Source organism: Klebsiella sp. I138 (assembly GCF_051131765.1).
In the GTDB taxonomy this organism is placed as follows: domain Bacteria; phylum Pseudomonadota; class Gammaproteobacteria; order Enterobacterales; family Enterobacteriaceae; genus Klebsiella.
The window spans coordinates 5,212,207-5,225,075 of record NZ_CP180447.1; the positions used below are offsets into that span (position 1 = coordinate 5,212,207).

Consider the following 12,869-nt stretch of genomic DNA (forward strand, 5'->3'; position numbering starts at 1 on the left):
TTCATACTCCCTCTATCAGTTCGGATTCGGTTTGCGGGTAGAAGTAGCGGTACTGGTAGCACACCTGCGCTCTGGCCTGCTCGGCGCTGGTAAATTCCCCGGCGCCAAACCAGCCGTACATCGCGGCCCCTAAGACGGTAGTTTCGGCGTCATCCAGTACTTTAATCGGTATATCGAGCATGTTGGCTTTGATTTGGTTCCACAGCACATTGCGGCTGCCGCCGCCAACCAGCAGCAGTTCACTGGCTTTAAAGTGGCCGATTTTTTCCAGGGTACGCAGGTTATTTTTCAGCTGGATGGTTAGCCCCTCCAGCGCGGCACGATAAAAATGGCCGCGGGTGGTATTGAGCGTGACGCCTTGCCAGCCTGCATTCTGGCAGGCCAGCAGATCGCACTGCATCTTCACACCTTCTGCACCTGCGGGAATCAGCCGCGCTTCATCAATCAGCGTTTGCCAGGGCGTTTGCGGCGTCCAGAGCAACTGGCGTACCCACTCCAGAACGCCGGAGGCCAGCCACTGCATGCCGGGGTTTGTCAGCCCGGCCTGGCTGTCCAGCTCACAGGTTGAGCCGGGATACTGACTGAGTAAGGGGGTGTTGACCTCGGCGCTTCGCACCATCAGGATTTCCCATGTGCCGGATGAGAGCACCGGTTCATCCTGCTGCGCGCCGGCGCCAAACAGCGCAAACTGCGTATCGTGGCCGGCGGAAAATACCGGGATCCCGGCAGGGAGCCCCAGCAATGCGGCAGCATCATGCTGGAGTGAGCCAACCCTTTCGCCCGCCTCGACCAGCGTGGGAAACAGCCGACGTGGTATACCGGTGGCTTCGAGGATCTCGGGGCTGAAATCCCGCTGATGAATATCCAGCATCTGGCTGGTGCCCGCCATGGTGATATCGGTGGTGAAGGCGCCGGTGAGGCGGTGGTTGATCAGCGAGGAGATAAACAGCCAGGCGTGTGCGCTTTCCAGCAACTGCGGGTGATGCTCTTTGAGCCACACCAGCTTATATAACGTATTGAAACTGAATGCGCCGACGCCGGAGATATTCTGTAAGCGCCGTGGGGCAATCAGCCGTCCGATATTCTCCATCACCGCGAGCGTGCGCGGGCATTTCCAGCTGATCGTCGGATAGAGCAGCGTGCCGTGTTCATCAACCAGCGCGCCGTCAACGCCGAAGGTGGTGACCGTGATCCCACGAATTCGGCACGCGGCCAGTTCGGCTGCCAGCGTCTGGCAGCAGTCGGCGAAGCGTTGCAGAATCGCCTCCAGCGACCACTGATGCCACGTGCTGTTCTCCGCGGCGCTTTCGCTGGCATTGGCGGTCGAGGCTCGGGCGACAATTTTCCCCTGACGGTCGACCGCGATGGCCCGCACGTTGGTGGCGCCGCAGTCGAGAACCAGGATGACATCTTGTTTCATAGATAACTCCATAAACGTCGCCGGATGGCGCTGCGCTTATCCGGTCTACGGTTCAGATACCCGCCGTAGGCCCGGTAAGCCTGCGCCACCGGGCAAAGCCAGATTAACGTTTATACAGCGGGCCATAGTTCTGGCAGGCGCGATAATCCTGACCTTCCGTATCCATGCCGTGGGCGGACCAGCTGGAAGGACGGTAGATTTTTCCCTCTTCCACGTTATGCATGCAGACCGGGATCCGCAGCATGGCTGCAAGGGTGATAAAGTCAGCCCCGACGTGGCCAATGGTCAGTACGCCATGGTTAGCTCCCCAGTTGGCCATCACTGAATAGACATCGGCGAACGGACCTTTGCCGGTGAGGCGCGGGGCAAACCAGGTGGTAGGCCAGGTGGAGTTGGTGCGCGCATCCAGCCGATCGTGCATCGTTTTTGGTAGCTCGACGCTCCAGCCTTCGGCAATTTGCAGGACCGGTCCCAGACCTTTAATGATGTTCACCCGGGTCATGGTAAACGGCACGCCGCCTTCGGTCAGGAAACGTGAGGAGTAGCCACCGCCGCGGAAGTATTCATGGATCGCCGGGCACCATTCGGTTGCCGCCAGGCAGGCATCAGCCTCTTTTTGCGAAATCTCCCAGTGCGGTTTCATCGTCGGTTTGCCTTCGCTGTCGCGCTGCTTACAGGAACCGTCCAGCGCCGCAGAGCCCGAGTTAATCAGGTGGATAATGCCATGCTCCGCCAGTCCGGTGAGCGGCTGACCGGTCACGCGCTCAACCGCATCCGGCGACCAGTAGGTCCGCACATCGGCAAACACCTGCGCGGTACCGGTTAACTGGTGGCCCATCAGCATCGCCACCCCGTTCAGGCTGTCGTTCTCAGTGGCGACAACAAAAGGTTCACGCACGCCGTTCCAGTCGAATGAGCTGTTGAGCAACGCCTCGGCGGTATCGCCGTTCGGGTATTGATCGGTCCAGTGTCGCTGACCCTGGAAACCGGCGGCAATGGCGTTGTAGCCCATTGACTCTTCGACCAGCCCTTTTTCCGCCAGTTTCTTGTTGCCCTGCATCATGTCGCGAATGCACATCGCCATCAGCAGGCTCTCTTTCAGCACCGCACGGCTCTGTGCTTCATTGCGTTTATACTGCTGCGCGTTTTGGTCTTCACCGTAGCAGAAGTTTTTGTCCGCCCAGGCCAGGGCCATTTCCAGCTCGACTTCATCATAGATTTTCTGGTCGATGCGGCGGCGCAGCTCGGTCATATCGACGGCCTGGACCTTCATCCCCAGCCAGGATTCAAAGAAGTTATGGTCGACGATAGAGCCGGCGATACCCATCGAAACCCCGCCCACGGAGAGATAGCTTTTGCCTTTCATACTGGCAACGGCCAGCCCGGCGCGGGCAAAGCGCAGCAGCTTTTCTTCAACGTCGGCGGGGATGGTATTGTCGTCGGCATCCTGGACGTCATGACCATAGATAGAGAAAGCCGGGATCCCTTTCTGGCTATGGGCGGCCAGTGCGGCAGCCAGGTAGACGGCGCCGGGGCGCTCGGTGCCGTTAAATCCCCAGACGGCTTTCGGACGCAGCGGATCCATATCGATGGTTTCGCTGCCGTAGCACCAGCACGGTGTGACGGTAATGGTGACGCCAACGTTTTGACTACTGAATTTATCCTCACAGGCGGCAGACTCCGCCATGCCGGCGATGCAGGTATCAGCAACTACGCACTCAATCTGCGCGCCGCAGGCATGACGGAGTTTCTCGCTAATCAGTGCGGCGGTGGCTTTCGCCATATTCATGGTTTGCTCTTCCAGCGACTCGCGTACACCCATACGACGTCCGTCAATAACCGGGCGAATACCAATTTTCGGTAAGCTGATTTTTTTCATTACAGACTCCTCACGTTATTCGGAAAATGTTCAGTTCGTTGCCGCTTGTGAACGGAAACGGGCAAAAATAAAGATGACGGCGAAGCACAGCGCCGGGACCAGTTCGGCTGTGGGGATGTTGCCCGCGGCATCGCTGACAAAGCCCATCACCGGCGTGACGATCCCGCCGCCAATAATCGTCATGACGATAAACGACGACCCGTATTTGGTGTCCTGCCCCAGATTCTTGATCCCCAAAGAGAAGATGGTTGGGTACTGGATGGACATGAACGCGCTGCACAGCGTCAGGGCCAGCAGGCCGAGATGCCCGCCGCTGACTGCGGAAATCAGGCACAGCACCATCGACAGCAGGGCGTAGGCCGCAAGGACTTTGTGCGGGGCAAAGCGGCTGATAAGCCAGGTTCCGCTAAAGCGGCCGATGAAGAAGCACACCATCGTGCCGGTCAGGTAGTTGGCGGCGAAACCAGGGGTCATGCCGGGAATTTCTTCAATGGCGTAGCGAATCAGATAGCTCCAGCAGGCAGTTTGCGCGCCGACGTAGCAGAACTGCGCCAGCACCGCCCAGCGCCAGTGGCGAATGCGGGCGAGTCGGGTGAAGGAGGCGGCGAAGGAGCTCTGCTCGGTTTCACTGTGGTCGTCGCTTTGCAGCGCCGGGAATTTGGTCAACATAATCAGCAGAGCGACCAGCAGTACGACGGCGACAATAATCATGTACGGGGTCTGAACCGACAATACCAGGCTGTGCTTATAGGCGCTGAGCTGGTCGGGCGCCATTTTATCGAGCACGTCCTGCGATTGATGTGGCACGTGAGACAAAATAAGACTTTGCCCAAATACAACCGCAATAATGGCGCCGAAAGAGTTAAAGGTTTGTGCCAGGTTAAGGCGGAAATGCCCACCGCTTTCCGGCCCTAATACGGTGACAAATGGATTGGCGGCGGTTTCAAGACACCCGAGTCCGGCGGCAATAATAAACAGACCAATTAAAAATAAAGTGTAATTCATAACTTCAGCGGCGGGCCAGAATAGCGCGGCGCCAAATGCGTAGAGAAATAATCCGGTGATTATTCCAGCTTTATAACTGAGTTTTTTCATCAGTATTCCGGCAGGGATCGGAATAACGAAGTAACCAAAATAGAATGCTGACTGAATCAGACCGGCCTGAAAATTGGTTAATGTAAAGGCCTGTTGGAACTGGGGTAGTAAAATATCATTAAGGTTATTGGCGACAGCCCAAAGAAAAAATAATGAGCACAGCAGGGCGAATGGAATAATGTAGCGTTGTCGTTGGCCGACATCCACCGCGCGAAAACTCTGCGTTTGTATTGTTGTGTTTCCCATAGCATCCTCATCAGTTCAGAAGCGTATTCAGCATCTTTAGCGTGCGGTTGGCATCACTGACCAGACCGTCAACAGGGTGAGTTCCTGTGTTGATGTCCTCGTTACTCACGGCCCGCCGCGATAGCGTTTCTTGAATAATTAGGGGGTATGAATGAACTCATGGCGCCATTTTCAAATAAAAAAGGGCTTTTAATATGATAACGGTCACACTTCCCTCAATAACGATAGTTTTATGTGATTGCTATCACTTTAATTTCCATAAAACGATGCCCGTTTGAGAGAATTTAATTTAAAAGCCACATGGTGACTGCCCGATTTAATTTATTGCGCTGAAAACGGTCAGTTGTTAAATAATGAGTGAAAGTGCCCGTTTAGAAAAAGAAAAATAATAACGGGCATTTTCCATTGCTCAAAAAGATAACGGGTTAATTAAAGTGAAGGAATTAATTGATGGCGGTCACAGAATACGCGTATGTAAATTCCCTTCTGATTATTCAATATGATGATAGCCAGTAAATATAAAGCTTATGCAACAGGGCGTGAAAGCGGTTCTGTTGGCCCGTTTTTGAATCACTGAGAGAGGTAAATAATGGAACGGAACAGACTGGCGCGGCAGATTATTGATACCTGCCTGGAAATGACCCGGCTGGGGCTGAATCAGGGTACCGCAGGGAACGTGAGCGTGCGCTATGAGGGGGGGATGCTGATTACGCCGACGGGCATTCCTTATGAAAAACTCACCGAATCTCACATCGTGTGGATCGATGCCAACGGGCAGCACGAGCAGGGAAAACTGCCGTCGAGCGAGTGGCGTTTTCATATGGCTGCCTACCAGACCCGGCCCGATGCGCAAGCCGTTGTGCATAATCACGCGGTGCACTGCACGGCGGTATCGATCCTCAATCGTCCGATCCCGGCCATCCACTACATGATTGCCGCCGCCGGTGGTAACTCCATCCCTTGCGCGCCGTACGCCACCTTCGGGACCCGTGAACTGTCCGAGTTTGTCGCCGTGGCGTTAAAAAACCGCAAAGCGACGCTGTTGCAGCATCATGGCCTGATTGCCTGTGAAGAGAATCTGGAAAAAGCGCTGTGGCTGGCCCACGAAGTCGAGGTTCTGGCGCAGCTTTATTTAAGTACTCTGGCGATCGTCGACCCCGTTCCGGTGCTGGACGATGAGGCCATTGCCATTGTGCTGGAAAAATTTAAAACCTACGGGTTACGTATCGAAGAGTGATTCGCGAAGCGAGGGGAAGCGACGATGGCGAACAGAATGATTTTAAACGAGACAGCATGGTTCGGGCGGGGAGCGGTGGCGGCGTTAGCCGATGAAGTGTCCCGCCGGGGATATCGCAAGGCGCTAATCGTTACGGATAACAATCTGGTGCAATGCAGTGTGGTCGACAAAGTGACCCGCAAGATGGATGACGCAGGTCTGGACTGGGAGATGTTTTCCGGGGCGATCCCGAACCCGACAATTGCCGTGGTGCAGGAGGGGCTCGGCGTGTTTCAACGCAGCGGAGCGGACTACCTGATCGCGATTGGCGGAGGCTCGCCGCAGGATACCTGTAAGGCGATCGGTATTATCAATAATAACCCGGAGTTTGCCGACGTGCGTAGCCTGGAAGGGCTATCGCCGACTCGTCATCCGAGCGTACCGATCATGGCTATCCCAACCACCGCAGGCACTGCGGCGGAAGTAACCATTAACTACGTCATCACCGACGAAGCGCAGCGGCGCAAATTTGTCTGCGTCGACCCGCATGATATCCCTCAGGTGGCTTTTATCGACGCCGATATGATGGACGGCATGCCACCGGCGTTAAAAGCCGCGACCGGCGTGGATGCGTTGACTCATGCGATTGAAGGCTATATCACGCGAGCGGCGTGGGCGCTGACCGATGCGCTGCATATCAAAGCCATTGAGGTGATTGCCGGCGCGCTGCGAGATTCGGTGGCCGGAGATAGTCAGGCCACTGAAGCGATGGCGCTGGGCCAGTATATTGCCGGTATGGGCTTTTCCAACGTCGGGCTGGGACTGGTACACGGTATGGCGCATCCCTTAGGCGCGTTTTACAACACCCCACACGGTGTAGCAAATGCCATTTTATTGCCCCATGTGATGCGCTATAACGCTGACTTCAGCGGCGAGAAGTTTCGCGATATCGCTCGCGCAATGGGGGAGAAAGTCGAGGGGATGAGTCAGGAGCTGGCGCGCCAGTCCGCCGTTGATGCGGTCTTCCGTCTGAATCGCGATGTGGGTATTCCTCCGCATCTGCGTGACGTTGGGGTGCGTAAAGAGGATATTCCGGCGCTGGCGCAGGCGGCGTTTGACGATGTCTGTACCGGGGGTAATCCCCGCGAAGCCAGCCTCGCAGACATTATTACCCTGTATCATACGGCGTGGTAGTGTCGCTAGCGGTGGCTGTACAGGGCGATGCCGACATCGCCCTTTTATCCTTTACCCCTGGGGGGCCAGCCGCAGCTGCTGTAAATTACCGTCGAGCTGCAAATCAGTTTGCAGGCGGGCTATTTCGCGGCAGGTAAACGCCATCTCTTTATGTTCTTCGAGCTTTTTGCGCCATTTTTCAGGCACCTTCGCCAGTTGGGCATAGATGCCCTCCAGGTCCTGATACTCCGTTAACAACTGGGCCGCACTCTTTGGCCCGATCCCCGCTACGCCAGGGACTTTTGAGCTGCTGATCCCCGCCAGCCCCCAGTAATCAGGCAGCTGCTCCGGCGTGACGCCGAATTCTTTGGCGATGAAAGGCGCGTCCAGCCAGCGTTTCTGAAAGTAGTCACGGATCAGGATCGTGGGTGACAGCAGCTGGCAGTAGCCTTTGTCGGTGGAGACAATTGTCGTCTGATGCCCGGCGTGCGTGACTTTTATGGCCAGCGTGGCCGCGAGGTCGTCAGCTTCGCTCCCCGGCAAGGCCCAGCAGCGGATCCCGCGCTGCTCAAACGCCGCACGAAGGGAGGGCATTTCGGCCTCAAGAGTCTCCGGCATCGGCGCACGCCCGGCTTTGTATTCCGGCAGGCGCTGGTGCCGCCAGCTGTGTGCGCGATCTTCGTCATCAAAAACCGCCACGGCATGGGTTGGCTGGCTATGCACGATGAGCTGTTCCAGCGCATGCAGACAGGTGTCAACGCAGGGAGAACCCTGGACCGCATGGATGCGACGGATCAGATTGAGTGCGTCGACAATTAACAGATGAACGGCCACAGATACCCCCTTGAGCCTGTCGGAATAAGCCCTTATTCACAGAGCCTTAAGGGTATCATTGCCGTGGCGGAGAGGCTATCGACGCGGGAAGATTCGGGAACATGCGCCGCAAAGGTGCTTAATCGGCGTGCAGCAGCAGGCCCGGTTCGCTGTTGGTGGCCTCGCCGTACCAGACCGCTTCGCGGACCGAAATCGGCTTGCCGATCAGGCCCAGCGCATAAAAACGGTCGGCAATGGTTTGCTGCGCGCGGATCACTTTGAGGTCCATCATCCGCGGACGATGGCTGCGGCGGGCCAGCGCCAGGGCCAGCGATGCAACGTTAATCCCCAGCTCCGCCGACAGCAGACCGGCGGCTTCATCGCGCCGACGATCGATAAACTGCCCGGTTTGCGTCAGCTCGTGGAGCAGGCGCTGCATAATGTCGCCATGATGCGTTGCGTAGTCGCGGCGCGACAGGTAGAACTGGTGGTTTTGCACCCGGCCTTCGCCGTTAGCTACCACCCGCAACTCCCCGGTATGCTCGGCATCGCTTAACAGCGGATCCCACATCATCCAGGCATCCACCGCCAGATAGTCGCTGGCGGTCAGAGGGTATTTAGGTGGGGTGTAGACAATTCTGACGTCATTTAAACCCAGCCCCGCTTCTTCCAGGATCTGCAACAGCAGCCAGTGCACGTTTGACCCTTTGTTCAACGCAATACGCTTCCCGCGCAAGTCGGCAATGGTGCGGATTGCGCTATGCTGCGGGACAACCATGGCGACGCTTTGCGGTGCGGGTGGTTCCCACGCCACATACACCAGCTCGCTGTTGCCCGACTGGGCAAAGACCGGCGGTGCCTCGCCGGTGGTGCCAAAATCGATTTCGTGGCAGGCGAGGGCGTGCAGCAGCTGCGGCCCGGCGGGGAACTCGCTCCACAGTACGCTAACGCCGAGATGGGCGAAGGCGCTTTCCAGGCTCTGGCGGGCCTTTAAAATGCCCAGATTACCGAAACGCTGATAGCCAATGCGCAGCTCGCGGTCAGCGGAAACGGTACCGGACAGCGGGCGCAGCGTGGACGCTACCCGGCGGCGGCTCTTAATCAGCCCAACGTTGGCCAACTGGGTGCGTAAGGTGTGACGGCTGATGCCCAACAGTAATGCCGCCTGACTTTGGTTATCGTCGCAGTGGGCCATTGCCCCGCGGATCAGCGCGCCGGTGATCCGTTCCCACAGCGCCTCGCCGGGCTGATCAAGCTGCTGATGGATAAAGCTATCCAGCTCATTGTCCGTCGCCGTCGCTGGCGTATCGTGCAGCGTGCTCAGGCGCAGTTGGGCGGGGGTTATCTCTTCCTCTTTACTGAGCAGAACCGCGTTATGCAGCGTATTTTCCAGCTCGCGGATATTGCCGGGCCACGGATAGTCCATCAGTCTCGCCAGCGTTTCCGGCGCCAGGCGGCGGGTTGGACGACCCAGGCGGCGGGCATACAGCGTTAAAAAGTGATTGGCCAGTTGGGGAATGTCCTGACGGCGCTGGCGCAGCGGCGGTAGCGGGACAATGGCGATATTCAGGCGGTAATAGAGGTCCTCGCGAAAACGGCGTTCGCGGATCGCCTGCGCCAAATCCACATGGGTAGCGGCAATCACTCGCACATTCACTTTGATCGCCTTGCGCGAACCGACGCGGGTTATCTCGCGCTCCTGCAAAACGCGCAGCAGCTTAACCTGCAACGGCAGGCTCAATTCGCCAATTTCATCGAGCAGCAGCGTCCCGCCCTCGGCGGCTTCAAACCAGCCGGGATGGCTCTGCACCGCGCCGGTAAAGGCGCCTTTTTCATGGCCGAAGAGTTCAGCTTCCGCCAGGCTTTCGGTCAGCGCCCCGCAGTTTACGGCAAGAAACGGCTGGTGGCGGCGCGTGCTGTGATGGTGAAGATAGCGGGCAACCACCTCTTTACCAGTGCCGGTTTCACCGACGATCAGGACGGTGGCTTCAGTGGGCGCCAGTTTGTCCAGCAGGCTCTGAAACGCTTTCGACGCCGGGTCGACGAGCACGGGCGTATCGGACAGGGATTCAGGATTGAGCATGGCGGACCTCCGTTAAATGACGCTTTGAACTTATCCTTTGCCGGCGGCGGAAACCAGAGGGGAAGGCCGTCGGTTTGTTGCAAAACCGACAGCACAAGTGCAGGCGCTGGCGTATTTGCAACAGCTCAGGCGCCGGGTTTGTTTTTTAATGCATTGATTTTATTTGATTTATTTTTCACTTCTTGTTGGCACGATTATCGCTAACACTCATATAACTAAATTAAAACATCTCTTCGATAAATATCGAATATGGTTATATAGGAAATAGATAATGACGCAGCATGCGAGCGATAAAATCAATGTGTTCTGGTTTTTGCCCACCCACGGCGATGGCCGTTATCTGGGCACCACCGAAGGCGGGCGCCCGGTAGATTTACCTTATCTCCAGCAGGTTGCACTGGCCGCCGATAGCCTGGGCTACTACGGCGTACTGATCCCGACCGGAAAAAGCTGCGAGGACTCCTGGCTGGTGGCATCGGCGCTGGCGCCGTTGACCCGTCGCCTGCGCTATCTGGTGGCGGTCCGCCCTGGACTACAGCCGCCGACGCTGGCGGCGCGCATGGCAGCCACGCTCGATCGTTTGTCGGATGGCCGACTGCTGATTAACGTGGTCACCGGCGGTGACCCGGTTGAGAACAAAGGCGATGGGATCTTCCTTAACCACAGTGAACGCTACCGGGTGACCCGCGAATTTCTTGACGTCTATACCCGTTTGCTGAAAGGCGAAAAGGTGGACTATCACGGCGAGCATATTCATGTCGAAGGGGCAGAAGTGCTGTTTCCGCCGGTGCAGGAAAATGGTCCGCCGTTGTACTTTGGCGGCTCTTCAGATGAGGCCATTGACGTTGCCGCCGATCACATCGACAGCTATCTGACGTGGGGCGAACCGCCGGAAAAGGTGGCAGAGAAACTGGCTATCGTCCGTGAACGCGCCGCCGCCCGCGGGCGCACCTTGCAATACGGCATCCGCCTGCACGTGATCGTTCGTGAGACGGAAGAGGAGGCCTGGGCCGCCGCTGACCGGCTGATTGCTCATCTGGATGATGACACCATTGCTCAGGCTCAGAAGATATTTGCGCGAATGGATTCCGCAGGCCAGGCGCGGATGAGCGCGCTGCACAACGGTTCCCGCGATAACCTGCGCATTGCGCCAAATCTGTGGGCCGGCGTCGGGCTGGTGCGCGGCGGGGCGGGAACGGCGCTGGTTGGCAACCCGCAGCAGGTGGCGGAACGCATCCGCGAATATCAGGCGCTGGGCATAACCAACTTTATCTTCTCCGGCTACCCGCATCTGGAAGAGGCGCATCGCTTTGCCGAGCTGGTGATGCCGCTGCTGCCGCTGGCCAGCAACGCGCAGCCAAAAGCACGCAGCGTCAATACCGGGCCATTTGGTGAAACTATCGGCGGCGACAAACGCCCGGTTAAACAGGTCAGCGCCAGCTGAGCGGAGGTCGGTATGTTTCACTTCTTCCATCATAAGGTGGTGACCTATGCCAGCTGAACCTCACATCGTTATCGTGGGCGGCGGCTTTAGCGGCGCGGCGGTGGCTATTCACCTGCTGGGCCTGATGCCGGAAGGGCTACGAGTGACGCTGCTGGAGCCGCGTACCGTTCCCGGTGCCGGAGTCGCCTATTCCACCGCCGAACCGAGCCACCGGATCAACGTTCCCGCCGCACGGATGCAGCTTGCTGGTGATGAAGAGGGCGCCTTTGACCGCTGGTATCGCGACCAGCCTGCTTTTACGGATGACCTACAGGCGCGACGGGAAGACGGCTCGCTGTATCCGCAGCGTGGCCAGTTCGGGCGCTACGTCAGCCAGCGTTTCACTGAGGCGGTACGGGCGAGCGCCGGACGGCTGGTTCATCTGCGCGAGCAGGGGCTGACCTTTGACGAAGGTGGCATCACCACTGATACCGGCCGCCTGCTGCAAAGCGATCTGCTGATTCTGGCGATTAGCCATCCACCGCCGTCGCTGCCGCGGCTGGCAGTGCCTTTTCGTGAACACCCGGCGCTGATTGCCAACCCGTGGCAGCCCGATAGCCTCGCTGCGATCGATCCCGATGCGCGAGTGGCGGTGATGGGAACCGGGCTGACGATGGCGGATTGCATCGCCACCCTGTCCCGGCTTGGGCATCGGGTGCCGATTACCGCCTTTTCGCGCCGGGGCCTGCTCTCCCGAGGCAACGTCAGCAGCGGCGCGGCGCCATGGTCGGGGGATTACTCTCAGGGCTCGCTGCGTCAGCGGCTGCGCCAGGTACGAACCGATGTTACCCGTGCGGCAGAGCTGGAGCTTCCCTGGCAGGTGGTGCTGGATGCGGTGCGCCAGCAGGGACAGCATATCTGGCAGGCTCTGTCGTTTGCTGACCGCCAGCGCTTCCTGCGCCACCTGCGGCGCTACTGGGACGTGCATCGTTATCGTATTGCGCCGCAGGTCGCCGAGGTGCTGGAGCTGCGTCAGCACACGGGGAGTTTGCAGGTGCTGGCCGCCCGGCTGGCGGCGCTGGAGAGCGAGGATGACGCGTTGCGGCTCACCCTGACCCCGCGCGCGGGCGAGCGCATAGCGCTCACCGTCGATCACCTGCTTCTGACCACCGGCCCGGCGCACGGAGGGCTGGTCGACAGCCAGCCTTTGCTGCGTGACCTGGCCCGCCGCGGGCTGATTCGTGCCGATGCGCTGGGGCTGGGGCTGGATGTTGATGCCCATTCCCGCGCGATTGGCCGCTCGGGCCGCGCGGTACCTGATGTGCTGATCTCCGGCCCGGCGGCCCGTGGCTATTTTGGTGAACTGATGGGGCTGCCCCAGGTTGCCGATCACGCTGCCGCCGTCGCCACCGAGGCTTTACAGGCGCTGGGGATTGGGCAATTCGCCCGATGTCCCACGATTTAACCCCCCATTTCCCTTATTCCCTGATGTGTTATGCGTGCATTCCGTTGATGGAATGC

General features: G+C 58.3%; 9 protein-coding genes. 4 read left to right on the forward strand and 5 right to left on the reverse strand.

Annotation, left to right across the window (positions count from 1 at the left end; translation table 11 throughout):
* Window position 1: 1 nt before the first annotated feature.
* The 3 genes from fucK to fucP all read right to left on the reverse strand — a co-directional run bounded on the left by fucK (window position 2) and on the right by fucP (window position 4,640).
* Window positions 2-1,420 carry an L-fuculokinase gene (gene fucK, locus ACMYSK_RS24435; protein ID WP_434639032.1) on the reverse strand — a complete coding sequence of 473 codons (1,419 nt, stop codon included), beginning with the start codon at window positions 1,418-1,420 and terminating at the stop codon, window positions 2-4.
* 103 nt (window positions 1,421-1,523) lie between these two features.
* On the reverse strand, window positions 1,524-3,299 hold the full coding sequence (fucI, locus tag ACMYSK_RS24440; RefSeq protein ID WP_434639033.1) for an L-fucose isomerase: 1,776 nt from the start codon (window positions 3,297-3,299) through the stop codon (window positions 1,524-1,526).
* Between the two features lie 30 nt (window positions 3,300-3,329).
* Entirely contained in the window at window positions 3,330-4,640 is a 1,311-nt protein-coding gene (gene fucP, locus ACMYSK_RS24445; protein WP_434639034.1) for an L-fucose:H+ symporter permease, read from the reverse strand.
* Between the two features lie 589 nt (window positions 4,641-5,229).
* Between fucP and fucA the strand changes: the two genes are divergently transcribed.
* Together fucA and fucO are read left to right on the forward strand one after the other, a co-directional pair.
* Complete coding sequence (gene fucA / locus ACMYSK_RS24450; RefSeq protein ID WP_434639036.1) at window positions 5,230-5,877, forward strand: L-fuculose-phosphate aldolase; 648 nt, start codon at window positions 5,230-5,232, stop codon at window positions 5,875-5,877.
* A 24-nt stretch (window positions 5,878-5,901) separates the two neighbouring features.
* Window positions 5,902-7,050, forward strand: coding sequence for a lactaldehyde reductase (fucO, locus tag ACMYSK_RS24455; RefSeq protein WP_434639038.1), 1,149 nt, complete (start codon window positions 5,902-5,904; stop codon window positions 7,048-7,050).
* Between the two features lie 51 nt (window positions 7,051-7,101).
* On the opposite strand, the gene xni is transcribed toward fucO, so the two are convergent.
* Window positions 7,102-7,863: a flap endonuclease Xni gene (xni, locus tag ACMYSK_RS24460; RefSeq protein WP_434639039.1), complete on the reverse strand. Its 762-nt coding sequence runs from the start codon at window positions 7,861-7,863 to the stop codon at window positions 7,102-7,104.
* Window positions 7,864-7,981: 118 nt separating this feature from the next.
* Window positions 7,982-9,925 carry an aliphatic sulfonate ABC transporter substrate-binding protein gene (locus ACMYSK_RS24465; RefSeq protein ID WP_434639041.1) on the reverse strand — a complete coding sequence of 648 codons (1,944 nt, stop codon included), beginning with the start codon at window positions 9,923-9,925 and terminating at the stop codon, window positions 7,982-7,984.
* Window positions 9,926-10,196: 271 nt separating this feature from the next.
* On the opposite strand from ACMYSK_RS24465, the gene ssuD reads away from it, so the two are divergent.
* Window positions 10,197-11,369 carry an FMNH2-dependent alkanesulfonate monooxygenase gene (ssuD, locus tag ACMYSK_RS24470; protein WP_434639042.1) on the forward strand — a complete coding sequence of 391 codons (1,173 nt, stop codon included), beginning with the start codon at window positions 10,197-10,199 and terminating at the stop codon, window positions 11,367-11,369.
* A gap of 46 nt (window positions 11,370-11,415) precedes the next feature.
* Window positions 11,416-12,813, forward strand: coding sequence for an FAD/NAD(P)-binding protein (locus tag ACMYSK_RS24475; RefSeq protein WP_434639043.1), 1,398 nt, complete (start codon window positions 11,416-11,418; stop codon window positions 12,811-12,813).
* Window positions 12,814-12,869: the final 56 nt, after the last annotated feature.

Coding starts and splice junctions, on each gene's coding strand:
- ACMYSK_RS24465 (WP_434639041.1), bottom strand. CDS start 9,925: ATGCTCAATCCTGAATCCCTGTCCGATACGCCCGTGCTCGTCGACCCG.
- fucP (WP_434639034.1), bottom strand. CDS start 4,640: ATGGGAAACACAACAATACAAACGCAGAGTTTTCGCGCGGTGGATGTC.
- fucO (WP_434639038.1), top strand. CDS start 5,902: ATGGCGAACAGAATGATTTTAAACGAGACAGCATGGTTCGGGCGGGGA.
- ssuD (WP_434639042.1), top strand. CDS start 10,197: ATGACGCAGCATGCGAGCGATAAAATCAATGTGTTCTGGTTTTTGCCC.
- fucI (WP_434639033.1), bottom strand. CDS start 3,299: ATGAAAAAAATCAGCTTACCGAAAATTGGTATTCGCCCGGTTATTGAC.
- ACMYSK_RS24475 (WP_434639043.1), top strand. CDS start 11,416: ATGCCAGCTGAACCTCACATCGTTATCGTGGGCGGCGGCTTTAGCGGC.
- fucA (WP_434639036.1), top strand. CDS start 5,230: ATGGAACGGAACAGACTGGCGCGGCAGATTATTGATACCTGCCTGGAA.
- fucK (WP_434639032.1), bottom strand. CDS start 1,420: ATGAAACAAGATGTCATCCTGGTTCTCGACTGCGGCGCCACCAACGTG.